Genomic DNA, 24,014 nt, shown 5'->3' on the forward strand with positions numbered 1-24,014 from the left:
ATTTTAAGATTTTTAATTAGTTTTTGTTAATGTGGTTAGCTGAAAAACCCGCTACTTCAATTGAAGAGCGGGTTTTTTTAATTTATTTACTCCTAAATATTTTTTGTTATCAATTATCTGCTTTACCACTTCATAATGGCACTAGCCCAGGTAAATCCACTACCGAAGGCGGCAAGTACGATAGTATCTCCTTCTTTAATTTTCCCATCTTCCCAGGCTTCTGTCAAAGCAATAGGAATAGACGCAGCTGTAGTATTTCCGTATTTCTGAATGTTATTGTAAACTTTATCATCACTTAGCTTCATCTTTTGTTGAATGAACTGAGAGATCCTTAAGTTTGCCTGGTGCGGAATCAACATATCAATATCCCCCACCTCGAGTCCATTGGCTTCAAGCCCTTCATTAATAACCTCTGAAAATCTTTGAATGGCATTTTTAAAAACAAACTGGCCATTCATATAGGGGTAGTATGGAATATCATCTCCCTGGGGATTTTCCGCAATGATTTCCGGAATCCAATGCATTGTACTTGGCCCTTTAAGTGATAATTCCAGAGCATGTTTTCCTTCTGAATGTAAGTGTGTAGAAAGGATTCCCTGCCCGTTATGATCGCTACGGGTAACCACAGCAGCCCCTGCACCGTCTCCAAATATTACCGAAACTGACCTTCCCCGGGTAGTAAAATCTAAGCCACCACTGTGATTCTCACTTCCAATTACCAGAATATTCCTGTACATCCCGGTTTTAATAAATTGATCTGCAACAGAAAGGGCGTATATAAATCCACTGCACTGGTTGCGCACATCCAGGGCGGGACAGGTGTGAATATCCAGCATTTCCTGAACCTGAACTCCACAGCCCGGGAAATAATAATCGGGGCTCAGAGTAGCAAATACGATAAAATCAATATCATCCTTGGAAATTTTAGCTCTTTCCAAAGCAATTTTGGCAGCCTTTACTCCCATTGTTGCCGTGGAATTTCCATCTCCTTTTTTAATATGCCTTCTCTCCTTAATACCTGTTCTTTCCTGAATCCAGGCGTCATTGGTATCCATAATTTGGGAAAGGTCCTCATTAGTTACCACATTCTCGGGAACATAACTTCCTAATCCGGCAATTTTTGACTGATACATTTGTTATTAATTAGGTAATTAAAATTTATTTCTCTTAAATTTAAACAATTAAATATTTTTTTGCCCCGCAATATAATAAACATTAACATCCTGTTACTTGTTAATCATTAAGCACAGATCAGGAGTCTAAAAATAATTTTAAAACCGAACATAGAAAAACCCCGCTTTACGGGGTTTCGCCTTTTCGTAAGGAAATTTTACTACTGTCTCCCTTCGTCATCTATATTATAAGAAGAATTGAATCCATTATACTCATTTTCATCAAGAATACCATCCTGGTTTTGGTCTGCCTCGTTAAAGACACCCTCACCTAATTCAGTCCTGTCAACTTTGTTATCACGGTTGGCATCGAAGTTAGAATAGTAATCTGTCGATCTCATAGTATTATAAAATTCATCATTAGAGATGTTTTTATCTCTATCTGCATCATAAGTATCATAGTCATTAGTACTCAAGTATGCACTGTAGATACTATTATAACCTTCATTCCATTCATCCTGGGTTAAATTGTTATCTCTGTCTCTGTCAAACCGATTAAAGTTTGCATCATAAAATTCACGATCAGAAATATAGTCATCACCGTCTGCATCCCAGTCAGACATACCGTTTTGATATCCTTCATTAAATTCAGTTTGATCAATTCCTCCATCTCTGTTGGCGTCGTAATCATTGTAATCTACCTGGGCGTATGTCACAGAAGACACAAACAAAAAGAGTACTAATAGTTTAGCATTAATAGTTTTCATAATATTCAGTTTTAGTTAAACATTCCTTTCGGCCAGTAAATTCTCCCTTTCATCTATTCCTTCGGAATCTTTTATCTAACCTTTTATCTTACTCAAAACTACAGCATTAACTTACTGATATAAAGCACTTTAATATTATTAACATTGAAGAGAGTTTTTTAGTTTAATACTAACAGATAACAGCAGTTTTGGGGCTAAATCCTGAAAAAGTGTTAGGAGAGAATTAATAAAAAGCAAAAAATTAAAAAGGAAAAGCGCCGCTTAATAAGCCACGATTTTCCCAACAACCTAACCAATAAAAAACCTAATTATGAATCTTATAATTATCTATTGTCACTTTGGCTCCTAAATCGTGCATAAGATTATAAAGGCCAAAGAACGTCCTGTTTATATATAAGAAGTGTTTACTTCCCCTGTTCCCATTCAGCTTTCGAAGTTCCTGATCTTTGCTGTACTTTTCACCTAAAGCTGTAATCCCGTTCCAAAAAGAAGCATCAGCAAAATCAAATTTTTCTGAGTGAAAAGGTTTGGTAAACAGACTGAGCATTTCGTGAAACATTGTGGTGAAAAACTCTATCTCTTCTTCGCTGTCATCTTTCCTAAGAATCTCAAGCTCAAATAACTTTTGTCTGAAAAATTCAGGATCGTCTATGCTTTTCTGGCTGGCCAATTCAAAATAAGGAACATAAAAATCTTCCGGAACCTCTTTAATACAACCAAAATCAATAACTATGAGGTTATCATCCTCATCTATAAGAAAATTTCCGGGATGAGGATCTGCATGCACAGTTTTTAGCCGATGGATTTGATACATATAAAAATCCCAAAGCGCCTGACCAATTTTATTGGCTTTTAACTGGTCCTGATTAATTTTTGCAAATTCACTTATGTGCTTAGCCTTCCATCCAGTCCATAGTTATAATGCGTTCACTGGACAACTCTTCATAATAGCGGGGAAACTTAAGATTTGGCAAATGTGCACAGGCTTTAGAAATATACTGACTCTGCTTTACCTCTAAAATATAATTTGTCTCCTCCAGTAGCTTCCCTTCTACTTCTTTAAAATATTTTTCTGAATCTTTTCCCTGTAAATTGAACATTCTGATGGCGATGGGTTTAACCATCGCCAGATCAGAACTAATACTATCTGCAACACCTGGATATTGGATTTTCACAGCAAGTTTCTTCCCATCTTTAGTAGCACGATGAACCTGACCTATACTGGCCGCATTCACCGATTCGGTTGCAAACGTATCAAACAATTCATCGGGGTATTTACCATTATATTTCCTGAACGTTTTTCTAACAAGTGGCGCAGACAAGGGGAGTACACTAAACTGCGCAAGTGAGAATTTCTTTACATAAGCAGTTGGTAAAATGCTCTTTTCCATGGAAAGCATTTGTGCCACTTTTAAAGCACTTCCTTTCAGGCTTTTTAAGCCATCATATATATCTGTCGCGTTACTCTCATCGAGTTCCTCCCTTGAAAGGTTCTTGTCAAAAGCTTTTTTACTATAATACTTTATATAATTTCCTCCTACTTTCACCCCCGTTTGAACCATTTTACTGGTTCTTCCAAGCTTTCCTGTAGGTATTTTATCTATTGTTTTCATCTCTATTTTAATAAAGCCTCACTATTTAGCGTGTAGGGCCAACTAAGGTCGTGAGGCCTAAGTCAGGGGGATCTAGCTCATCCTTTCCTTCCAAAGGAATTTTCCAAAATCTATAACCCTATCAAGAGGGGTAGTATCAAAAATATCAAATACTGTATTTACCGATTTTTCTATGGCAACATCTGTACTTTCAAACCGTGCTGAATCATCTTTAAGCCAAAATCGGATCAGGAACATAAGCTGAAGCCAGGTAGCTTCTGAAAAAACTGTTTCAGATTTTCGCGTAAATTTTGCTGATCTCTCATTGTCTTCCCGCACTAATTCTGAAGCATAATCTTTAACCCTTACTCTCAATCCTTTCAACTGCTCCAGGTTTTTAAGAGGCGCAGTTCCTTGTGAAAGATTAATAAGTACATAGCTCCTGTTGGCCGTTAGTATTTCAAAAAAAGTGTAATAGAATGTCAACAACTTTTCCCTGGTATTAAAGCTCTCGTATTCGGGTGTCCTGTTAATTACTTCAAAAGCATTATCATAGAACCTTTTCCATATAGTTTTTTGAACCCCTTCAAAACTTCCGAAAAACTGATAAAATCGTTCTTCTGTAATTCCGTTGTCTTTACAGAACTTGTAAACGCTTTGAGGATGTGGGCCATTTTCCAGAACATAATCCATATATAGAGAAATAATATTATCCTCTGTTATTTGTTCTGTTGCACCAACTTTTGCTGTAGTTAAATTTTCCGTCTTCATATTTTTCTATCTTTTTCAAAGATACATATTTGTTTAATTATTATTGTAAATCGTTAAACAAAATATTTGTTAATTTTTACTGAGTTGCAGTGAAGAGTTTACAATTTGACGGCATAGTCCATTAAACCTTACACGTGTCAGTTTGTCAGCGGTTGTTGCTTGGTATTTTTTTTGACTATAGTAATGGACAAACTATACATTAATTAAACAGAAGTAATATATGGCAACTAGTAACATCAACGTATCTGTAGAGAACATCTTTCCATTAATCAAGAAATTCCTCTACAGCGATCACGAAATCTTTTTACGGGAATTAATATCTAATGCGACAGATGCAACCCTCAAAATGAAACATCTCACCTCTATTGGAGAGACAGATGTGGAATATGGCAATCCTAAAATTGAAGTGAAGATTGACAAAGAGAAAAAGACGCTTCACGTGATTGACCAGGGAATTGGAATGACAAAGGAGGAAGTAGAGAAATACATTAATGAGGTAGCTTTTTCCGGCGCTGAAGAATTTTTAGAAAAGTATAAAGATTCTGCCAAAGACAGTGGTATCATTGGCCATTTTGGTCTGGGATTCTATTCGGCATTTATGGTAGCCAATAAAGTTGAGATCATTACAAAATCATACAAAGATGAACCTAGCGGCTCATTGGATTTGCGAGGGAACCACCCAGTTTACTCTTGAAGAAGCCGATAAGAAAGAGCGTGGTACAGAAGTTATTCTTCACATTAACGAGGAGGACAAAGAGTTCTTGAAAGAAAGCAGGATAAGAGAACTGTTGGTGAAGTATAACAAATTTATGCCAATCCCAATTAAGTTTGGAACTAAAGAGGAAACTTTACCTCTTCCTGAGGACGCTCCTGAAGATGCAAAGCCCGAAAAGAAAACTGTTGATAACATTATAAATAATCCTAACCCTGCGTGGACTAAACAACCTACAGATCTTGAGGATAAAGATTATAAAGAGTTTTACCGTGAACTGTATCCTATGCAGTTCGAGGAACCGCTTTTCCATATCCATTTAAATGTTGACTATCCATTTAACCTTACAGGGATATTATATTTCCCAAAGATGGGACAGGATATGAATATCCAAAAAGATAAAATTCAACTTTATCAAAATCAGGTTTTCGTAACAGACAATGTTGAAGGGATCGTACCGGAATTCCTGACAATGTTACGTGGGGTAATCGATTCCCCGGACATTCCTCTTAACGTTTCCCGTTCATACTTACAGGCAGATGGTGCAGTTAAAAAGATTTCCAGCTATATCACCAGAAAAGTAGCTGATAAACTGAAATCTTTGTTCAACAACAACCGTGAAGACTTTGAGAAGAAGTGGAACGACATTAAAATTGTCATTGAATATGGAATGTTAAGTGAGGATAAGTTTTTTGAAAAAGCTGATAAATTTGCCTTATACCCTACTGTTGATAATAAATACTACACTTTTGAAGAATTAGAAGAAAAGATCAAAGAAAACCAGACAGACAAAGATGGAAATATGGTGGTCCTTTATGCTTCAAACAAAGATCAACAGCACAGTTATATTGAAGCAGCAAAGGACAAAGGTTATGAAGTTCTTTTAATGGATTCTCCAATTGTGTCACATCTGCTTCAAAAGCTGGAAGGTTCTAAAGAAAAACTTTCGTTCGTACGTGTAGACAGTGATCACGTAAATAATCTTATTAAGAAAGATGATCAGGAGATCTCTAAACTTTCCGACGAAGAAAAGGAAAAACTAAAAGCAGATTTTGAAAAAGTTGTTCCGAAGGAAAACTACAGTATTCAGCTTGAGGCTATGGACAGCAATGCGGCTCCATTAATTATCACCCAACCGGAGTTCATGAGAAGAATGAAAGAAATGCAGCAAACCTAGGTGGAGGTATGTTTGGAATGGGTAATATGCCAGAGATGTACAACCTGGTAGTAAATACAAACCATCCTTTAGTTTCAGAAATATTAAACATCAAGACTGAAAAAAAACAGGAAAGGTTGATTAAACAATCTTTAGATCTTGCTCGTTTATCTCAAAACCTGCTGAAAGGAGAAGAATTGACAGCCTTTATTAAGAGAAGTTTTGAAATGGTAAAATAACTTCCTGCAAAATCATCCGATAGGAACCTAATAGTTGACCGCTTCCAGTTAAATAACAGGAAGCGGTTTTTTATATTTAATACCTGCCCTGAGCCTTTTTCGCATTAACCTAATCTAACAAATCCTTGTTAAAACTTTTATGGGATCGCCTGAAAGTTCTTAGCTTTTGATCAAAATTAATCTTTGATCAGGTTTACATGAAGAGAATTGTACTTATTATCCTTATTTGCTTTACAGGCTGCAAAAAGAACAATCAGGACGAAGAAGCTATTGCAGGGGACGCAGCAGCATCCTTTAAAAAAAGTATACAGGCGATGCATAATAAATCTTCCTGGGAAAATAAAGACGCTGTAGCATTTGATATTGAGCTTATTTTTAATGGGCAACAAAGACTTAAAGCGAGAGTAACCAGCCTCACCAATTCTTCAAAAATTAGATTGGATAAAAGTGATGGGACAATACTTGTATTTAATGGGGAGCAGGTGTTTTTAAGCCCGGCAGATGTTGAAGTAGAAGATGCAGGATTTGATCTTTTTGCCTGGCAATATTTTTTTGCTCTTCCTTTCAAATTAAATGATCGAGGGGCAGAAATGGAACTACTTGGTCAAAAGAGTATGATGGGAAATATTCTTTATAGAGCCCGTTTGACAGTTGATCAAAACATTGAAGATTCTCCTAATGATTGGTACATACTTTACCAGGAGGCAGACACTGGATTATTGTTTGCTGCTGCCTATACTGTTACCCTCAATAAGGAAAAACTACAGGCTCAAAATGATCCTCAGGCAATTATTTACAGAAATTATGAAGTAAAAGAAGGAATTCCTGTTTCCACGAGATGGACATTCCATAACTGGAGTGAAGAAGATGGATTTGGAGAAGAAATAGGCGAAGCCCTTATTACAAACATAAGTTTCTTAGATGCTGAAGATCAAATTTTTGAAAGGCCTCAAAATTCTAAAGTACTCAACAATTAAAGTTTATACAGAAAGTACTTGTGAAAAGATGTTCTTATAAATCACCTGGTAGAAGACAGAAGTATCATACGGCTTAACAATAATATCGTTCATTCCTGCCTCCAGAATTTCTTCTCTAATTTCCTCAATTTCTACTGCAGTTAGAGCGACTACTGGTACGCGGGTATTAAAGTCCCAAATTTGCCTTGTTGCTTCCAGTCCCGATATTTCCGGCATATTCACATCCATAAGAATAAGGTCGTAGAAATTAGTTTTTACTTTTGTAATAGCGTCATATCCATTATCACTAATGTCACACTGGAAACCTTTTTGTTCCAAAATACGCCTTGTTACTACCTGGTTGATCCTGTTATCATCTACTATTAAAATTGTCTTTCCCTCGGCAGAATCGGTATAGTTTGAAGAATTTTTAAGAGCAAAGCCGCCTTCTACTGGTAGAGCCGCTTTACGGTCTTTTTCAAATTCTATTTCAAAACTAAAAACCGAGCCTTCATCCTCTGCACTTTCGAGTTTAATTTCCGAATTAAATAATACGAGAAGTTTTTTAACAATAGGTAGGCCCAAGCCCGTCCCCTGGTAATTATAATTTGCTGATTTCAACTGGGAAAACTCTTCAAAAATTATCTGCTGTTTACTCTCAGGAATTCCTAAACCATCATCTTTTACTTCAAAATTGATCCTGCAGGTGGTGGAAGTTTTTTCCAAGAGAGATGAAGAAATCCATATATTTCCCCTTTATGTGAATTTCATAGCATTTCCTACGAGGTTCATCAAAATTTGTGATAATCTTACAGGATCTCCTATGAGGTAAGGGTTTATTGCAGGATCTATTTGTAGATGTATTTCATTTTTATTCTGAAGTCGTGTAAATTCAAAAGACTTCACAATGCTTCTCATTAAATCTCCCAGGTGGAACGGCAAATTTTCTAATTTTACCAGATTGGATTCCATCTTATTCATCTGCAAAACATCATTTATGAGAGCAAGTAAATAATCTGCTGAAAATTTTAAAGATTTTAGATCGTTTTCATGTTTTACGAGGCTTTTATCTTCAAGCAAAATAGAAGTAAGACCTATAACGCCATATAAAGGAGTACGTAATTCGTGGCTTACAGTAGAAAAAAACTTTGTTTTTAGGACTGAAAGTCTTTCTGCCTCTTCCTTTGCTGCCAGTAATTCTTTATTCTTTTCGCTAAGTTCATAAATTAGTTTTCTGCGGGAAAGACTTATTTTAACCAGCGCAAGGAGAATAATTAGCAGCACAATTGAGGAAAGTACCATAATGAACATTTTTTCACTGGAACGTTCAATTATTTCATCCTTTAGCAACTGCTCATTCTTTGCTATTGCCAGATTCTTTTGATATTCGCTTACATCAAATTTAACATTTGCAGCTTCAATTTGCCGCATTCTTTCCTGCTCAAAGATCTGGTCTTTAAAGTCATTAAACTTTTGGAGAGCGAGAAAAGCATTTTCAAAATTTCCTTCAGAATATAATAGTTTTGCATATTCCTCATAAACATGAGAGGCCTGTAAAATAAGGGAATCCTCTTCCACCATTCTTACAGCATTTTCAAAATAAGGTCTTGCTTTATCTGGTTTATTAATTCCAAGATAATATCTGCTTAGTTAAATTGTTGAGTTGAGATTCGATGTAAAAATCATTTCTGCCTTCATACATTTCCCAGGAGCGCTTTAAATAAGGCCAGGCTTTTGCATATTGTTTATTATCAATATAAGTCCAGGCGATATTTACAGTTGGAGTAAAAATATTCTCTTTGTTATCCATCCTGGTGGCAAGATTAATTACCAGGTTGTAATAATCTATACCTTTTTGAGTAGTCTTTTTATCTTCTGAATAAATATTCCCAAGGTTATTGTAAGCTCCCAGAATAAGAGTATCATTCCCTGATTTTTGAGCATATTCAAGAGCCTGCTCATAGTGCCTTTTCGCTCTTAAAGTATCATTGAGATCATTGTAACTTGAGCCAAGAACTTTGTGAGCGTGATAATGGAAGTAATTATCATCAAATTTTTTTGCTTCATCCAGCAGCTGCATTGCAGCTTCTATAGCATCTTTATACTCGTAATTAATTAAACTTTCTTCAGAAGTTTTTTGAAGAGATATCAGGGCAGATCTGTCCTGCGCAAAATGTAGCGTAGGAAAAAGCAATAAACAAAATAAGAAATAGTAGTTTTGTTTCAAGCAGGGGGACTTATTATGTTACATAAATAGGGATGGCAATTTACTCTATTTTAGTCAATTACCAAATAAATTTTGAATTCCCACCTTGTAAAGGAATCCATTTGCTGGCGGAGTAGTAATTTTAAATATATAAAGCAGCTCTTTAAAAACTGAATTAACCAATGAACTACTCCTGGCATTTATACCTGTTGTCTCTCATTTTTATACTTGCAGGGATCATGCATTTCATAAAACCAAAGATTTACCTGCGCATTATGCCGCGCTACCTTCCAAATCACAAATTCCTGGTTTATTTAAGTGGGGCAGCTGAAATAGCATTAGGTGCAGGCCTGCTATATCCTCCAACAAAGAACCTTGCAATCTATGGCATTATATTAATGCTCCTAATCTTCCTCCTGGTCCACTTTTATATGCTTTCTTCAAAAAAAGCAGGTGCCGGATTTCCTTTGTGGGCATTAATTTTACGCATTCCATTACAATTTCTCCTAATTTGGTGGGTTTATTCTTATTTATAAAGGATGGCAAATTTCAAAAATTTACGTAAGGTTAAAACCCTTCCACTAGTAGATGCGGAAATATTTTACTATGAAAACTTCATTCCACAAGAGGAAGCCCAAGTCATTTATTCTCATTTACTCAAAACCCTGGACTGGGAGCAGCACCAGATAAAGATCTTTGGAAGAATTTTGCCGCAACCCCGTCTTACTGCTCTTTATGCAGAGACTGAAAAACCATATACCTACTCAGGTCTCACCTTAAACCCTCTAAAATTTCCTGCGGAATTAAAGGATCTCCAACAAAAACTTGAAAGATTAACAGGGGAACACTTCTCCCATTGCCTTGCAAATCTGTACAGAACCGGAAGTGACAGTATGGGATTACATTCTGATGATGAAAAAGAACTGGGAGAAAACCCAATAATTGCCTCGATTAGCCTTGGAAGCCTGAGGAAATTTAGACTCAAGCACAAAACAGATAAAAATCAAAAATATGAACTGGAATTGAGCAGCGGTAGTTTATTACTAATGCAGGGCAGCACCCAACATTTTTGGAAACATGAAATTCCGAAGACGAAAAAGGAGGTCAGCCCCAGGATCAACCTTACCTTCAGAAGAATCCTCTGATTAAGTGATATAAAAAAGCCGCTCAAAGAGCAGCTTTTTTATATGGAATAGTTCTTTTGATTATCCGTATATCTCGTTTAAAACCTTTGCTAACCTAATTCCCCCTTTTTGAAGTTGCTCTCTCACAACCGGAAACCAGTCATACATATACCTGTAGCTAAGCTTCTCTCCTATTTCGGCAGATTCGTACACTTTTTTGCTTAATTCCTTTGATTCATACATCCAGTCATCAAAAGATCCGGCGGCAATTTCTTTCTTCTTTGAAGGGGTAAGATCTTCCCTGTTTTGAGCTAATTCAGAATAACTCATGTCGTAAGACTCTATCATTTTACTGTCCCATACGCTGTGAAGATTGGTACCGTCATTAAACCATCTTACCTGTATATCATTTCCACCTTTATCCTCACCTCTACCTGTATGAAGTGGCTGGTGAAGATCCCCTATAAAGTGAACCAGCATTTTTAGATAGAATTCCTCATCTTCCCTGGAAGTAGATTTATCTTTAAGTATTTCAACACATTTTTTAATCGCAAGTAAAAGATCACCTTCGGGAGCAGCAGTCTCTTCTGAATATTTTGTTTCACCTGCCGGAAGATTAACGTAGTGCCAGGGGCCGAATTCCTTAAAGCGGGAGTCACTTTTAATCTCATCGCCAAAAGTTGAAACAATTGCCAGGCTCTTTCCCTGCAGTATTTTCTGAATCGCCTGTTTAGCCTTTTTTGTTAAGTTTTCTTCAGCTATTTGCCCCGTAGCCCTGTGACCGTTTTGTCCCCAGTCTTCATCAGCAGAAAAGGCGGGAAGTACAGTAATGAGGACCAGGACAACTGTAAGTAGTTTTTTCATGTTTTATTTTTTGGCAAATATAGATAACGAAATGAAAACGATTTGTAAAATTTTTGTTGTGGAGTTATATTTAAAACCATATATTCGTAATATCATTTTAATATCAACTTAAATTTTTATTATGGCCTCACCAGAAAAAACAATCACTCCATCCAATGGCTATTTTATGCTTTTCGTAATATTTCTTCTGTTCGTAGGAGGTGTTGCTTAGTTTTATTATGTTTAAGAATGCCTGGTTTTTCCTGCTTATTGTTCTCTCCCTCTTTTTGAGTATTGGTTTAATCCTTGTAAACCCAAATGAGTCCAGGGTTCTACTCCTGTTTGGAGAGTACAAAGGGACAGTGAAAAACAACGGGTTGTTTTGGGTAAATCCATTATACACCAAAAATAAAATTTCTCTAAGGGCGAGGAATTTTGATAGTGAAAGATTAAAAGTAAATGACAAATTGGGAAATCCTATTATGATAAGCACTATTCTGGTGTGGCGGGTGCTTGATACTTTTAAAGCTTCTTTTGATGTAGATAATTTTGAAAATTTTGTGGTAGTACAAACTGATGCTGCTGTAAGAAAACTTGCCAGTTTATATCCTTACGATAACTTTGCAGACGAAGGCCTGGATGAAGATATTACCCTGCGATCGAGCGTGAACGAAGTGAGTTTTGCTTTGGAAAAAGAAATTACAGAAAGACTCGATATTGCGGGAATTGAAGTGCTGGAGGCACGAATAGGATATTTGGCTTATGCAAATGAAATTGCAAGTGCAATGCTTAAGAGGCAACAAGCTACTGCCATTGTTGCTGCCCGGCATAAGATAGTTGAGGGCGCAGTGAGTATGGTTGAAATGGCTCTGGAAGAATTGAGCAGGAAGGAAATTGTTTCCCTGGACGAGGAGCGGCGTGCCGCTATGGTAAGTAACCTAATGGTGGTGTTGTGCAGTGATAAAGATGCTTCTCCAATTGTAAATGCAGGAACTTTACACCACTAATATGAGAGTATTTAAAGAGAAGCAACGATTTAACCAGTGGTGGCTTTATGCAATTTTTGCATTGACTTTTGCTTAGTTGGCTTCTTTTACTCTTTAATAAATTACAAAGGGATAGAAACGACGAACCTTTACTCATACACTTAATCTCTGGTTTTGTTTTAATTTTTGCCACTTTTTTCATCTTTTCCCTCAGGCTGGAAACGAGAATAGATTCCAGGGGTGTTACTGCAAGATTCAATCCTTTTAAATTTTTTACAAAACATTATTACTGGAAAGACATCGATAACATTTTTGTTAGGAAATATTCTCCCATAGCTGAATATGGTGGATGGGGAGTGAGAGGCCTGGGAAAAGCAAAGGCTTACAATATCAAAGGGAACAATGGCATCCAAATTGTTACCAAAAACAAAAAAAGTTTCCTTATAGGTACTCAACAACCGGAAGTAGCAAGAAGAATAATAAACTACTACCGGGATAGACAATTGGATCAAAATTCTTGAAGTATGAAAAAAATTATTTTTTTATTCGTTTTATTATTCAGTATTAGCAGCCTTAGAGCACAGGAAGAATTTACAGAACGGGAGCTAAATGTAGATAAATATACTGATGGTACTCTCACTCTTCCTTCAGATTCATCCGATATTCCCCTGGTAATCTTCATCCAGGGTTCAGGTCCTACAAATAGGGATGGGAATCAACCAATGATGAAGAATAACGGGATGAAAAAGCTGGCTGAGGAACTGGCTAAAAACGGAATTGCTTCCTATAGGTTTGATAAGCGAATTTTTAAAATGAACAAATTCGGAATAAAGGAAGAAGATCTAAGATTCGAGGACTTTGTAAACGATGTTCAATCTGTTGTGAAGCATTTTGCTTCCGAAGAAAAATTCAGCAAAATAATACTTGCTTAGTCATAGTGAAGGAGCTTTAATAGGTACTCTCGCCGCAGGTGAAAATGTAGATGCACTTATTTCTCTAGCCGGAGCAGGAAGAAGCATTGATAAGATAATTGTAGAACAAATTGCCAAACAATCTCAAGAACTTTCTGAAAATGCCAGAACAGCCTTTGATGAAATTAAAGAAAATGGGCAAACCACAAATTACAGTCAATATCTGGAATCTATTTTTCGCCCTTCGGTTCAACCTTATATCGCATCCTGGATGAAGTACGATCCGGCGGAGGAAATAGCCAAAATAGAAATTCCTGTTCTAATTATAAATGGAACTTTTGACCTGCAGGTAGATGTTACAGATGCTGAAATTTTAAAAGAGGCCAAACCAGAAGCAGAACTCTTAATCCTTGAAAATATGAACCATATCTTCAGAAATATTGAAGGTGAAAACCTTGAAAACACAAAAGCTTATAATGAGCCACAAAGGCCATTGCATCCCGAACTGGTACCTGAATTGGTAGAATTTATAAGATCAATAGAATAGAATGAGTAAAAAGAAAGCTTTTGCCCTAAGACTTAATGAAGATATGCTAAAAGCTATTGAAAAATGGGCTTCTGATGAATTCAGGAGTACTAATGGGCAAATTGAATATATGCTTTCGAACGCCTTAAAAGAAGCAAAACGATACCCAAAAAAAACTGACAACCAAGATTGATGAACTATAAAATTGTATTTTCAGACATAGACGGAACTTTACTTAACAACAAACGCGAGCTTTCTCCAGCCACTATTGAAGCTGTAAAGAAGCTTGAAAATAAAGTGCCATTCGTGTTGATTTCTGCCAGAATGCCTGCTGCCATGCGCCATCTGCAGGAAGAACTAAATATATCCTCATTACCAATAATCTGTTACAATGGAGGATTAATTCTCGCAGATAATGAAGTAATGAGTACAACGGAAATTCCGCTGGAAATAGTTGAAAAACTTAGCAATTGGAACCCTTTTAACTGTCATCTCAGTCTCTACCATAAAGATGAATGGTACGTTCCTCAAGTGGACCAATGGACCGACCGGGAAGTAAACAACACCAAAGTCGAACCGCAGGTAAAAAAGAATTATGAGGTTATAAAAAAGTGGAAAAAAGAAAACAAGGGGGCTCATAAAATTATGGCAATGGGTGAAGTCTCTCATATTGATGAAATAAGAGATTATCTTGAAGAGCAATTTCCCGGACAGTTACACCTATACAGATCTAAAGATACTTATCTTGAGATTGCACCTAAATCTATTTCCAAATTCACTGCTATAGAGCTGCTGTTAAAGGAATTTTATAAACTCACGCCCCAGGACGCAGTTGCTATTGGTGATAATTACAATGACGTAGAAATGCTGAAAAATGTAGGATATGGAGTAGCGGTAGGTAATGCACGAGAAGAATGTAAAGAAGTGGCTCAAACCGTATGCGAAAAAAGTATTGAAGACGGTGTAGCAAAGGTTCTGGCAAAAATATTTCAGCATTAAATCACTTTTCAACACCACCTAAACTTAACTATAGTTTAAGAAAAATTGTAATTTGGCGGCCAAACTTAATTGAGTTATGGAAAACGGCCCTTTGTTCACCAATGATGCCATTGTTTTAGGAATTTTAATGATAGCCCTGGGCTTCGTTTTTTATACTTCCTCTAAGGAGGAAGGTTTCTGGAAAAAGTTTTATTCGGTAGTACCTGCACTTCTCATGTGCTATCTCATCCCTGCAATTTTCAACTCCCTGGGGATAATTTCCGATTCTGTTTCTCAGTTGTACTATATTGCCAGTAGATTTTTACTTCCTGCTTCATTGGTGCTCATGACTTTAAGCATTGACTTAAAGGCCATATTCAATTTGGGACCAAAAGCTCTTATTATGTTCTTTACAGGTACTTTGGGTATTATAATAGGTGGACCTTTGGCTATCCTCATTATTTCTGTGTTTTCTCCTGAAACTGTGGGTGGTGTAGGTCCTGATGCCGTTTGGAGAGGCCTTTCCACACTTGCTTAAGCAGCTGGATTGGTGGCGGTGCTAACCAGGCAGCTATGCTTGAAATCTACGAGTACAATCCTAATCTTTATGGAGGAATGGTTCTGGTAGATATAGTCGTTGCCAATTTGTGGATGGCGATAATTCTATTCGGAATTGGAAGAAATGAAAAAATAGATAAATGGTTAAAAGCTGACGACTCAGCAATAACAACACTTAAAAATAAAGTAGCCTCCTATGCTGAAAGTGTTACCCGAAATCCCTCTCTGGCAGATCTTATGATCATGTTGGCAATAGCATTTGGAGCTGTAGGAATAGCCCATTGGGGAGCAGATTGGATTTCGGCTATACTTGTAGAGAATTTTCCTGTTTTTAGTGATAATAAAAGTGCACTTGCTTCTTTCGCCTCCTCTTTTTTCTGGATGATCTCAATTGCCACAGCCATTGGAATAATTTTATCCTTCACAAGGTTTAAAACTTACGAAGGTGCTTAGGTGCCAGTAAATTAGGAAGTGTGTTCATTTATATTCTAGTTGCCACAATAGGAATGAAGATGGATCTTACTATGGTATTCGACAATCCCGGACTCATTGGCATAGGTCTGGTGTGGATGGCAATTCACGCGGGGCTTTTAATTTTAGTGGCCAAATTAATTAAAGCGCCCTACTTTTTTCTTGCCGTTGGAAGCCAGGCAAATGTTGGTGGAGCAGCCAGTGCTCCGGTAGTCGCTGCAGCTTTTCACCCATCTCTTGCTACAGTAGGAGTGCTGCTTGCAGTGTTTGGATATGTAGTTGGAACATACGGCGCAATTTTGTGCACAATTTTAATGCAATTAGCCGCTGCGGGTTAGCAATAAATCAAAAATTATCCCATATTTGTGACCCAAAATTCATTGCTGTTTCATGAAAAAATTAGGTTTTTTTACTCTTGTGTTTTTCACCCTAATCGCCTGTTCTACAAAGGAGAACAATTTTAAAGTATCCGGAAGTGTGAAAGGATTGAAGAAGGGTACTCTATATCTTCAAAAGATTGAAGATACTATGCTTGTTAATGTAGATTCTGTGGTCATTAAAGGAGACGCAAATTTTGTACTGGAAGACTACCTGGAAAGCCCGCAGATCATGTATTTGTACCTGGATAAAGTTGATAATGTACAGTACGACGACAGGATCGAATTTTTTGCTGAAGAAGGAGAAGTAACCATAAATACCACGCTTAAAAATTTTGAAATAGATGCCAAAGTAAACGGATCTGCAAATCAGGAAAAGCTTGCAGAATACCGTCAAATGATGAGGAGGTTCAATGACAAAAATTTGGAATTGATCCAGCAAAATTTTGAAGCTCAAAGAGATGAAAATGATTCACTTTTACTAAAGACGAATGAGGCGTACGATCAATTACTTAAAAGGAAGTATTTATATACCGTGAACTTCGCCATTAATAACAAAAATTTGGAGTTAGCTCCTTATCTTGCTCTTTCTGAAGTTTTTGATGCAAACATAAAATATCTGGATACTATATATATTTCCATGACTCCACAAGTTCAAAAATCTATGTATGGAAAGGAACTTAAAGACTTTCTACAGGAAAGAAGAAGGCTGGAAAAACTGGAAGCGAAGGTTACAGAAGAATAATTTCTGTCAAAGGAATCTAAAACCGGAAAGTATTTTTCCGGTTTTTTTATTTCAGGTTTAATAAAGCTTTAATACAATATACACTTTACCTCCAAAGGTTTATTATTTCCTTAGCGAGACTTCCCTCTCTGTTTCATTATATTTATTGAAAACCACTGGAATGGCGAGGAAAATAATAGTAGATAAGCAGTACGATGTAATATGTGTAGGAGGAGGAATAATGAGCGCGACCCTGGCGCTAATTTTAAAACTACTTGACCCCGAACTCAAAATTGTAATTTTTGAACGCTTAGATGAAGTAGGCCTGGAAAGTTCCGCAGCCAGAAATAATGCAGGAACCTACCACTCTGCCCTCTGCGAACTTAACTATACTCCGGAAAAAGAAGATGGTTCAATTGATGTCACCAAGGCACTAAAAATATTTTCCCAGTTTGAACAATCCAAACACTTTTGGTCTTTTCTTATGAAAGAAGGACTTATTAAAGATCCTGCACAGTTTATACACTCTATCCCCCACCATAGCTGGGTAAGAGGTGAAAAGAATGTACGATTTCTTAAGAAGCGATATGAGGCATTACAGTTCTATTTCATGTTTGAAAATATGAAATATTCAGAAGATGATGCTATTCTTAAAGACTGGTTTCCTCTAATAATGGAGAATCGTGACAGTGAAAATCCTACAAGTGCCACGAGAATGGAGACAGGAACCGGAGTAAACTTTGGAACACTTACCAAAGATCTAATACATATTTTAAGAACCCAATTTGATGTACCAGTTTTAAATAATCACGAGGTCCTGGATGTAGATCCCGAGAGGAAGTCGGGATGGCTGGCAGAAGTTGAAAACCGTGATACTAAGGAAAAATTATACTTAGATTCCAAGAAAATATTTATTGGTGCAGGCGGAGCAGCGATACCTCTGTTGCAAAAAGTGGAGATAAAAGAAAAAGAGGGCTATGGAGGATTTCCCATTAGTGGTCAATGGCTTATGTGTAAAAATCCGGAAATTATTAAACAGCACAATGCCAAGGTGTACAGCAAGGCAGATATTGGATCACCTCCAATGTCTGTTCCACACCTTGATACCAGGTATATCAATGGTAAGAAAGAGTTATTATTTGGTCCTTTCGCTTACTTTAGCACCAAATTTTTAAAAGAAGGCTCTTATGCCGATCTTCCAAAAAGTATAAATTTTAGCAATCTCCCAGCAATGTGGGGAGTATTCTGGCATAATCTTCCTTTAACAAAATATCTGTTAGATCAGGTAAAAATGACCCACAAAGACAGAATTGAAGAATTGAGGGTGTTTATTAAAGATGCTAAACCAGAAGACTGGGAGCTTGAAGTCGCAGGACAACGGGTACAAATAATTAAAAGAGATGCAGAAGAAGGAGGAGTTTTAGAATTTGGGACAGATGTTGTTCATAACAACGACGGTTCTATAACCGCATTATTGGGAGCCTCTCCGGGAGCTTCGGTTTCGGTACATGTAATGCTGGATGTAATAAAAATTGGATTCCCGGCGAAGATCGAGAGCAAAGCCTGGAGACGAAAACTGTCTGAAATGATTCCTTTTTATGACAGGAGTATTTTGGATCATAAGACAGAATTCAGGAAAAAGCAGGAGGAAAATGCGGAACTGCTAAAGTTGAATGCCGCTTATTAAAAACAGAATGTTTCGTACTTAAAACGATATGCCGCTCCTAAGGAGCTGATTACCATTAAGACATCACTTCTGTATAGGTCCTCTCTGAGGTTGAACCACTTCCCTACTTTTTACTTGGAATTACCAATTATAAAGCTCCGGAGGAGCGGACTTTCTCTATAAATACACCCCCCATTAAATTGAGTTCCGGAGGAGGGTTATATCTATAGAAATACAATTCCCCTAAAATAATGAGCTCCGGCGGAGCGAAATGGTTTAAATATGAATTTTGACACAAAGGAAATTGATCTTAAATATGCCACGAGTCTGAAACATTTTGAGATATAGGTAATGAATAATATACCGCTCCTACCGAGCTGATTAACTAAAAATACGCTTCTATACAGGTCCTCTCTGAGGTTGAACCACTTTCCTTCTTTTTACCTGGAATTACAAATTATAAAGCTCCGGAGGAGCGGAATGTCTCTAGAAGTACACCCCCAATGAGTTGAGCTCCGAAGGAGCGTTATGTTTATAGAAATACAATTCTCCTGAGATAAGGAGCTCCGAAGGAGCGAAATGATTTAACCTAAGTTTTGACACCGAAGAAATTGATCTTAAAATATGCCACAGGTCTGAACCATTTTGAGACTTGAGTCTTGAAAAATATGTCGCTCCTACGGAGCTATTTATCATTTAGACATACCCTTCTATATATATGTCGCCTCTCTGAGGCTGAATTATCCTCCCGGGAATTAAGACTTGAATCAAGAAGCTATAAAACCTCCGGAGAAGCGGACTGTCTCTATAAATACACCCCCTAATAAAATGAGCTCCGGAGGAGCGTTATGTTTTAAAAATAACATTTCTCCTGAGAAAAGAGCTACGGAGGAGCGCAATACGCGTTATTGGAAGTATAAATGCAGTTATGTTAAATAAAAAAGCTCCTAAAAAGGAGCTTTAAAAAGAGCCGATGGAGGGACTCGAACCCACGACCTGCTGATTACAAATCAGCTGCTCTAGCCAGCTGAGCTACATCGGCAATAAAATTTATTATAGCTGGTTAATTTTACCGACTAAAATTTGTGCTTTATTTTCAAGCTCTTTTTCTATAGCTTTAAAATGTTGCTTCTTATTTTCTACGTTTCTCTGGTTAATTTTTGACATTAACTCATCAAAACCTTGTATTGCTTCGTCAACGATCTCTTCAGTTTTCTTAGGATCCTGCTCAGGGTTTGCTAATTGATGAACGTATGCTGCTTCAATGATATCTCCCATCACATAATTCACGTCCCTCTTTAACAATCTTTTACTTGCCATTCCATTTTAATTTAGGCTGCGAATTTAAATCTAAAATTTGATTCTGCAAGCAACTTTGAAAAAATAATTATTAAGGCCAAAAGGCGCAACCAGTATTATTAATTCCACATCCGCCTGGTGCCAATCTATAATCTTCTCGTTCTGCTGGCACGGATCTATGATCCGTGCCCAACCTATCTTTCCCTCTTTCTGCTGGCGCGGATCTGTGATCCGTGCCCAACCTATCTTTAACCTTTTACCTCTTTGACTCTTTACCTCTTTATCTCTTTATCTCAACTACCCGTGTAAGTCACAAAATTCCTGGGAGTTTCATATAAAGTAACAGCCAGTTCAAGATCAGGATTTAAATTTGGCTTCAGTTTATTCCATATTACCACGGCAATATTTTCTGCTGTAGGATTAAGATTTTTAAACTCCTCCACTTCAATATTTAGATTCTTATGATCGAGAGCCGTTTCGACTTCAGAATAGATTAGATCCTTAAGCACTTTCATATCTACTACAAAACCTGTCTCAGGATCCACCTCCCCGGTTACTGAAACAACTAATTCATAATTATGCCCGTGAAAGTTCGGATTGCTGCACTTCCCAAAATTTCGCTTGTTTCTATCATCATCCCAATCCCTTTTATACAGCCTGTGCGCAGCATTAAAGTGCGCCTTCCTGTTCACGGTTACTCTCATTGCTCTATTGTTTGATAGTATTTGTCAAAGATGATCTTAAACCATTCAGTATATATCTGCGGATTTTCCTTCATATCCTTTTTCACTTCTTCCAGGCTTAGCCACTTATAATCGGCAGCCTCTTCCGGATTTAGTTTTGGCTCCTCATTAAATTTTCCTACCAGAATATGATCAAATTCGTGTTCCGTTAGACCGTTGTCAAAAGGCGCTTTATATATGAAAGATGTTGTGTCCTGTAGATCTGTACTAAATCCCATTTCTTCCTCAAGGCGTCGCTTTCCTGCTTCTATATTACTTTCCCCCTCCCGTTGATGGCTGCAACAGGTGTTGGTCCACAATCCGGGAGAATGGTATTTGGAATAGGCCCGCTGCTGTAACATTAATTCATTGCGATTATTGAAAATAAAAACAGAAAATGCCCTGTGCAAAAGTCCTTTCTCATGAGCTTCCATCTTAGGCATTAAACCTACCTGCTCATCCTTTTCATTAACCAATATTACTTTTTCTTCTGTCATAGCTACAAATGAGTTTCAAAAATACGAAAATGGGTTCTGGATAAAAAAGAAATTGTCTGCCAGAAAATTATACAAGGGTTTGTCCCTTCTGTATTCTGGTTTAAAATCTTTCTGCGGAATATTATTGAATTTCTAATCACAATATCCAATTCAAAAGGAGGATTTCATCCTTATATTATAAGCCCTGCAAGTCCTATTTTCTGATACAAAAATTTTATCTTTGCAGCCTTATTTTAGCACATGAAGTTTACCGACGAAATTAAACGCAGAAGAACATTTGGTATCATCTCTCACCCTGATGCCGGGAAAACCACTTTAACCGAAAAGCTGTTGCTTTTTGGAGGGGCTATACAGGAAGCAGGGGCTGTTAAATCCAACAAGATCAAAAAGGGAGCTACCAGTGACTTTATGGAAATTGAGAGGCAGAGGGGAATTTCTGTAGCGACGTCTGTTCTTGCATTTGAATACGATGGAACAAAAATTAATATCCTCGACACGCCCGGACACAAGGATTTTGCTGAAGATACTTTTCGCACGCTAACTGCAGTAGATAGTGTTATTGTAGTTATTGATGTTGCAAAGGGGGTCGAGGAGCAAACTGAAAAGCTTGTTGAAGTTTGCCGGATGCGAAATATCCCGATGATCGTCTTTATAAATAAACTGGACAGGGAAGGAAAGGACGCTTTTGAACTTCTTGATGAAATCGAGCAAAAATTAAACCTAACCGTTACCCCCTTAAGTTTTCCAATTGGGATGGGATACGACTTCAAGGGAATTTACAATATTTGGGAAAAGAATGTGAATTTGTTCACTAAGTGATCCTAAGAGAGATATTGAAGACACTGTAGAAATTTCTGATCTTACTTCGAAAGAATTAGATCAATTAATCGGTGAAAAAGCAGCAAATAATTTACGGGAAGAACTGGATCTTGCACAGGGAGTCTATCCGGAATTTGACAAGGAAGCATACCTGGCTGGAAATCTGCAGCCTGTATTTTTCGGTTCTGCATTAAACAATTTTGGAGTTAGAGAATTGTTAGATTGTTTTGTTGCTATTGCCCCTACCCCTCGTGCAAAAGACAGCGACTCCAGAACTGTAAAACCGGATGAAAATGAATTCACTTGCTTTGTGTTCAAGATCCATGCGAATATGGATCCCAAGCACCGTGACCGACTTGCATTTGTGAAAATCGTTTCCGGGAAATTTGAAAGGAACAAGCCATATCTTCATGTACGCCACGGAAAAAATCTGAAGTTTTCAAGTCCCAATGCTTTTTTTGCTGAAAAGAAAGAAGTTGTGGATACATCTTATCCGGGAGACATTGTGGGCCTTCACGATACCGGAAATTTTAAAATTGGAGATACTTTGACCGAAGGAGAAGAACTCAACTACAGAGGAATTCCAAGTTTCTCTCCGGAACATTTCCGTTATGTAAATAATGCAGATCCTATGAAAGCAAAGCAGCTGGAAAAAGGATTGGACCAGTTAATGGATGAAGGTGTAGCGCAGTTATTTACTCTCGAGTTAAACGGAAGAAAAGTTATTGGTACGGTAGGAGCTTTACAGTTTGAAGTCATACAGTACAGGCTTGAACACGAATATAGTGCAAAGTGTAGCTATGAAAACTTAAACGTTTATAAAGCAACCTGGGTAGAACCTGAAAATCCCAAAAGTGAAGAATTTAAAGACTTTAAACGGGTGAAGGCAAAATTTCTGGCAAAAGACAAAAGAGGACAATTAGTATTCCTGGCAGACTCTCAATTTTCTCTGCAAATGACACAGCAGAAATATCCTTCAATTAAATTTCATTTCGTCTCGGAGTTCAAATAGTTGCTAAAGAGAATTACTGTCAGGCACTGAAATGACTTTTGATGGCTTTCCTTCCTAATGCAGCGGGTACCTCTTATTAATCTATACAAACTGTCGCAGGAAATTTGCTTCAGGCACTATAATTTTTTTTGAGAAACGCCCTACTCAAAATTTGAAGTTGCACATCTTTTATATTCATAAATGTCATATGACTTAATCCCTTTTGGAATTAAAACTTCTTTTTCCCAATAAAATCTCGAAGAACAACTTAAAATCTGATATCAGGCTCCAGAAAGGATATTTAAAAGTTGCAGGTTTATTCCTCTCAAAAAAGGCGTGTCCTATCCAGGCAAAAGCATATCCCACAACGGGCACAAATATCCACTCCCATCCCCAATCCCAGATGATTGCCAGGAAAAGCAAAACAAAAACTAAGAATGTTCCTATAAAATGCAGAATCCTGCTGGTCTTATTCCTGTGCTCACTTAAATAGAAGCGATAGAACTCCTTGTAAGTCTTAATCCGTTCTGCCATAGATATTAGGTAAAGCTTATTTATTCAGAAAGTACCTTCATAAAACAAACGCTGTTCTCCACTCCTGCATACTGCCCGTAATTAGGAATTATGCTGTACCCATTCTTTTTGTAAAGCTGAATAGCATCCGGCTGCCGTATTCCTGTTTCTAAGATACATTTCCTAAAAGAAAGTTCTGCAGCCCATTTTTCCAATTCTTTGAGTACTACTGAAGCTAAACCTTTGCCCCTGCTTTCAGGCTTAACAAACATCCGCTTCACTTCTGCAACTCCGGGTTCAAATTCTTTAAGTGCTCCACATCCCACCGGAGACTCATTTTCATAAAGGATAATAAAACATTTTATCCTGTCCAGCTTATTGTATTGATCGTAAAAGGAATGTTCTTCCCCATCGGTTACTGCCAACTCCTTATCAAGTTGTTTAATTAGCAATAGAAGATCCTGATCTTCTGCATTTGTTCTTTTAGTTTGAATCACC

The 24,014-nt window shown here is 37.2% G+C and carries 22 protein-coding genes, 1 tRNA gene and 5 pseudogenes; 14 read left to right on the forward strand and 14 right to left on the reverse strand.

The genetic code is table 11. The features are described 5' to 3' along the window. Window positions 1-122: 122 nt before the first annotated feature. The 4 genes and pseudogenes from LZ575_RS07715 to LZ575_RS07730 form a co-directional block, all read right to left on the reverse strand. Window positions 123-1,133 (reverse strand): 3-oxoacyl-ACP synthase III family protein, encoded by a 1,011-nt coding sequence (locus LZ575_RS07715; protein ID WP_235330154.1) that lies wholly within the window; start codon window positions 1,131-1,133, stop codon window positions 123-125. A 200-nt stretch (window positions 1,134-1,333) separates the two neighbouring features. After that, entirely contained in the window at window positions 1,334-1,879 is a 546-nt protein-coding gene (locus LZ575_RS07720) for a hypothetical protein (protein WP_235330155.1), read from the reverse strand. Window positions 1,880-2,183: 304 nt separating this feature from the next. Beyond that, window positions 2,184-3,492: pseudogene (locus tag LZ575_RS07725) on the reverse strand (ABC1 kinase family protein). A 72-nt stretch (window positions 3,493-3,564) separates the two neighbouring features. Beyond that, window positions 3,565-4,242: a TetR family transcriptional regulator C-terminal domain-containing protein gene (locus LZ575_RS07730; RefSeq protein WP_235330156.1), complete on the reverse strand. Its 678-nt coding sequence runs from the start codon at window positions 4,240-4,242 to the stop codon at window positions 3,565-3,567. A gap of 220 nt (window positions 4,243-4,462) precedes the next feature. On the opposite strand from LZ575_RS07730, the pseudogene htpG reads away from it, so the two are divergent. Together htpG and LZ575_RS07740 are read left to right on the forward strand one after the other, a co-directional pair. Beyond that, window positions 4,463-6,349, forward strand: a pseudogene (gene htpG / locus LZ575_RS07735) (molecular chaperone HtpG). A 197-nt stretch (window positions 6,350-6,546) separates the two neighbouring features. Continuing rightward, window positions 6,547-7,326: a hypothetical protein gene (locus LZ575_RS07740; protein WP_235330157.1), complete on the forward strand. Its 780-nt coding sequence runs from the start codon at window positions 6,547-6,549 to the stop codon at window positions 7,324-7,326. 3 nt (window positions 7,327-7,329) lie between these two features. Here LZ575_RS07740 and LZ575_RS07745 read toward each other — a convergent pair whose 3' ends face one another. The 3 genes from LZ575_RS07745 to LZ575_RS07755 are packed head-to-tail and all read right to left on the reverse strand — an operon-like array spanning window position 7,330 to window position 9,499. Next, a complete protein-coding gene (locus tag LZ575_RS07745) occupies window positions 7,330-8,031 on the reverse strand; it encodes a response regulator (protein WP_235330158.1) in 702 nt (233 codons plus the stop codon). A 30-nt stretch (window positions 8,032-8,061) separates the two neighbouring features. Then, window positions 8,062-8,886: a HAMP domain-containing sensor histidine kinase gene (locus tag LZ575_RS07750; protein WP_235330159.1), complete on the reverse strand. Its 825-nt coding sequence runs from the start codon at window positions 8,884-8,886 to the stop codon at window positions 8,062-8,064. Window positions 8,887-8,929: 43 nt separating this feature from the next. Next, window positions 8,930-9,499, reverse strand: coding sequence for a tetratricopeptide repeat protein (locus LZ575_RS07755; RefSeq protein WP_235330160.1), 570 nt, complete (start codon window positions 9,497-9,499; stop codon window positions 8,930-8,932). Between the two features lie 194 nt (window positions 9,500-9,693). Between LZ575_RS07755 and LZ575_RS07760 the strand changes: the two genes are divergently transcribed. After that, complete coding sequence (locus LZ575_RS07760) at window positions 9,694-10,047, forward strand: MauE/DoxX family redox-associated membrane protein (RefSeq protein WP_235330161.1); 354 nt, start codon at window positions 9,694-9,696, stop codon at window positions 10,045-10,047. A 3-nt stretch (window positions 10,048-10,050) separates the two neighbouring features. Continuing rightward, window positions 10,051-10,656: an alpha-ketoglutarate-dependent dioxygenase AlkB gene (locus tag LZ575_RS07765; RefSeq protein ID WP_235330162.1), complete on the forward strand. Its 606-nt coding sequence runs from the start codon at window positions 10,051-10,053 to the stop codon at window positions 10,654-10,656. Window positions 10,657-10,716: 60 nt separating this feature from the next. On the opposite strand, the gene LZ575_RS07770 is transcribed toward LZ575_RS07765, so the two are convergent. Continuing rightward, window positions 10,717-11,499 carry a S1/P1 nuclease gene (locus tag LZ575_RS07770; protein WP_235330163.1) on the reverse strand — a complete coding sequence of 261 codons (783 nt, stop codon included), beginning with the start codon at window positions 11,497-11,499 and terminating at the stop codon, window positions 10,717-10,719. Window positions 11,500-11,620: 121 nt separating this feature from the next. On the opposite strand from LZ575_RS07770, the pseudogene LZ575_RS07775 reads away from it, so the two are divergent. From LZ575_RS07775 to mqo, 9 genes and pseudogenes are all read left to right on the forward strand, one after another. Continuing rightward, window positions 11,621-12,485: pseudogene (locus LZ575_RS07775) on the forward strand (SPFH domain-containing protein). A 68-nt stretch (window positions 12,486-12,553) separates the two neighbouring features. Beyond that, window positions 12,554-12,985, forward strand: a complete 432-nt coding sequence (locus LZ575_RS07780) for a hypothetical protein (RefSeq protein WP_235330164.1) — start codon at window positions 12,554-12,556, stop codon at window positions 12,983-12,985. Between the two features lie 3 nt (window positions 12,986-12,988). Beyond that, the gene (locus LZ575_RS07785) at window positions 12,989-13,396 is read left to right on the forward strand and encodes a S9 family peptidase (protein ID WP_235330165.1); all 408 of its coding nucleotides are present in this window, start codon (window positions 12,989-12,991) and stop codon (window positions 13,394-13,396) included. After that, the gene (locus LZ575_RS07790; RefSeq protein ID WP_235330166.1) at window positions 13,389-13,922 is read left to right on the forward strand and encodes an alpha/beta hydrolase; all 534 of its coding nucleotides are present in this window, start codon (window positions 13,389-13,391) and stop codon (window positions 13,920-13,922) included. Before LZ575_RS07785 ends, LZ575_RS07790 begins: the two co-directional genes overlap by 8 nt. Window position 13,923: 1 nt before the next feature. Then, the gene (locus LZ575_RS07795) at window positions 13,924-14,094 is read left to right on the forward strand and encodes an Arc family DNA-binding protein (protein WP_235330167.1); all 171 of its coding nucleotides are present in this window, start codon (window positions 13,924-13,926) and stop codon (window positions 14,092-14,094) included. Continuing rightward, window positions 14,094-14,900, forward strand: coding sequence for an HAD family hydrolase (locus LZ575_RS07800; RefSeq protein WP_235330168.1), 807 nt, complete (start codon window positions 14,094-14,096; stop codon window positions 14,898-14,900). Before LZ575_RS07795 ends, LZ575_RS07800 begins: the two co-directional genes overlap by 1 nt. 76 nt (window positions 14,901-14,976) lie before the next feature. Beyond that, window positions 14,977-16,246: pseudogene (locus LZ575_RS07805) on the forward strand (DUF819 domain-containing protein). A 52-nt stretch (window positions 16,247-16,298) separates the two neighbouring features. Beyond that, entirely contained in the window at window positions 16,299-17,030 is a 732-nt protein-coding gene (locus tag LZ575_RS07810) for a DUF4369 domain-containing protein (RefSeq protein WP_235330169.1), read from the forward strand. Window positions 17,031-17,190: 160 nt separating this feature from the next. Continuing rightward, window positions 17,191-18,696: a malate dehydrogenase (quinone) gene (gene mqo, locus LZ575_RS07815; RefSeq protein ID WP_235330170.1), complete on the forward strand. Its 1,506-nt coding sequence runs from the start codon at window positions 17,191-17,193 to the stop codon at window positions 18,694-18,696. A 947-nt stretch (window positions 18,697-19,643) separates the two neighbouring features. Here mqo and LZ575_RS07820 read toward each other — a convergent pair. The 4 genes from LZ575_RS07820 to idi form a co-directional block, all read right to left on the reverse strand. Further along, window positions 19,644-19,717 (reverse strand) — tRNA-Thr (locus tag LZ575_RS07820). 11 nt (window positions 19,718-19,728) lie between these two features. After that, window positions 19,729-19,995 carry a hypothetical protein gene (locus LZ575_RS07825; protein ID WP_235330171.1) on the reverse strand — a complete coding sequence of 89 codons (267 nt, stop codon included), beginning with the start codon at window positions 19,993-19,995 and terminating at the stop codon, window positions 19,729-19,731. A 272-nt stretch (window positions 19,996-20,267) separates the two neighbouring features. After that, a complete protein-coding gene (locus tag LZ575_RS07830; RefSeq protein WP_235330172.1) occupies window positions 20,268-20,678 on the reverse strand; it encodes a 6-carboxytetrahydropterin synthase in 411 nt (136 codons plus the stop codon). Further along, complete coding sequence (idi, locus tag LZ575_RS07835; RefSeq protein ID WP_235330173.1) at window positions 20,675-21,193, reverse strand: isopentenyl-diphosphate Delta-isomerase; 519 nt, start codon at window positions 21,191-21,193, stop codon at window positions 20,675-20,677. The genes LZ575_RS07830 and idi overlap by 4 nt, the downstream gene beginning before the upstream one ends. 240 nt (window positions 21,194-21,433) lie before the next feature. Here idi and LZ575_RS07840 point away from each other — a divergent pair. Beyond that, window positions 21,434-23,024 (forward strand): annotated as a pseudogene (locus LZ575_RS07840) (peptide chain release factor 3). 192 nt (window positions 23,025-23,216) lie between these two features. Here LZ575_RS07840 and LZ575_RS07845 read toward each other — a convergent pair. Then, window positions 23,217-23,537: a DUF962 domain-containing protein gene (locus LZ575_RS07845; protein ID WP_235330174.1), complete on the reverse strand. Its 321-nt coding sequence runs from the start codon at window positions 23,535-23,537 to the stop codon at window positions 23,217-23,219. Window positions 23,538-23,557: 20 nt separating this feature from the next. Further along, window positions 23,558-24,013 carry a GNAT family N-acetyltransferase gene (locus LZ575_RS07850; protein ID WP_235330175.1) on the reverse strand — a complete coding sequence of 152 codons (456 nt, stop codon included), beginning with the start codon at window positions 24,011-24,013 and terminating at the stop codon, window positions 23,558-23,560. Between the last annotated feature and the right edge of the window lies 1 nt (window position 24,014).

Origin of the sequence: Antarcticibacterium sp. 1MA-6-2, assembly GCF_021535135.1 — a bacterium.
Lineage (GTDB): Bacteria > Bacteroidota > Bacteroidia > Flavobacteriales > Flavobacteriaceae > Gillisia.

Bases quoted from the DNA above. Each gene is read 5' to 3' on its own strand.
- LZ575_RS07715 (WP_235330154.1), bottom strand. From the start codon at position 1,133: ATGTATCAGTCAAAAATTGCCGGATTAGGAAGTTATGTTCCCGAGAAT.
- LZ575_RS07720 (WP_235330155.1), bottom strand. From the start codon at position 1,879: ATGAAAACTATTAATGCTAAACTATTAGTACTCTTTTTGTTTGTGTCT.
- LZ575_RS07730 (WP_235330156.1), bottom strand. From the start codon at position 4,242: ATGAAGACGGAAAATTTAACTACAGCAAAAGTTGGTGCAACAGAACAA.
- LZ575_RS07740 (WP_235330157.1), top strand. From the start codon at position 6,547: ATGAAGAGAATTGTACTTATTATCCTTATTTGCTTTACAGGCTGCAAA.
- LZ575_RS07750 (WP_235330159.1), bottom strand. From the start codon at position 8,886: ATGGTGGAAGAGGATTCCCTTATTTTACAGGCCTCTCATGTTTATGAG.
- LZ575_RS07760 (WP_235330161.1), top strand. From the start codon at position 9,694: ATGAACTACTCCTGGCATTTATACCTGTTGTCTCTCATTTTTATACTT.
- LZ575_RS07765 (WP_235330162.1), top strand. From the start codon at position 10,051: ATGGCAAATTTCAAAAATTTACGTAAGGTTAAAACCCTTCCACTAGTA.
- LZ575_RS07770 (WP_235330163.1), bottom strand. From the start codon at position 11,499: ATGAAAAAACTACTTACAGTTGTCCTGGTCCTCATTACTGTACTTCCC.
- LZ575_RS07785 (WP_235330165.1), top strand. From the start codon at position 12,989: ATGAAAAAAATTATTTTTTTATTCGTTTTATTATTCAGTATTAGCAGC.
- LZ575_RS07795 (WP_235330167.1), top strand. From the start codon at position 13,924: ATGAGTAAAAAGAAAGCTTTTGCCCTAAGACTTAATGAAGATATGCTA.
- LZ575_RS07800 (WP_235330168.1), top strand. From the start codon at position 14,094: ATGAACTATAAAATTGTATTTTCAGACATAGACGGAACTTTACTTAAC.
- LZ575_RS07810 (WP_235330169.1), top strand. From the start codon at position 16,299: ATGAAAAAATTAGGTTTTTTTACTCTTGTGTTTTTCACCCTAATCGCC.
- mqo (WP_235330170.1), top strand. From the start codon at position 17,191: ATGGCGAGGAAAATAATAGTAGATAAGCAGTACGATGTAATATGTGTA.
- LZ575_RS07825 (WP_235330171.1), bottom strand. From the start codon at position 19,995: ATGGCAAGTAAAAGATTGTTAAAGAGGGACGTGAATTATGTGATGGGA.
- LZ575_RS07830 (WP_235330172.1), bottom strand. From the start codon at position 20,678: ATGAGAGTAACCGTGAACAGGAAGGCGCACTTTAATGCTGCGCACAGG.
- idi (WP_235330173.1), bottom strand. From the start codon at position 21,193: ATGACAGAAGAAAAAGTAATATTGGTTAATGAAAAGGATGAGCAGGTA.
- LZ575_RS07845 (WP_235330174.1), bottom strand. From the start codon at position 23,537: ATGGCAGAACGGATTAAGACTTACAAGGAGTTCTATCGCTTCTATTTA.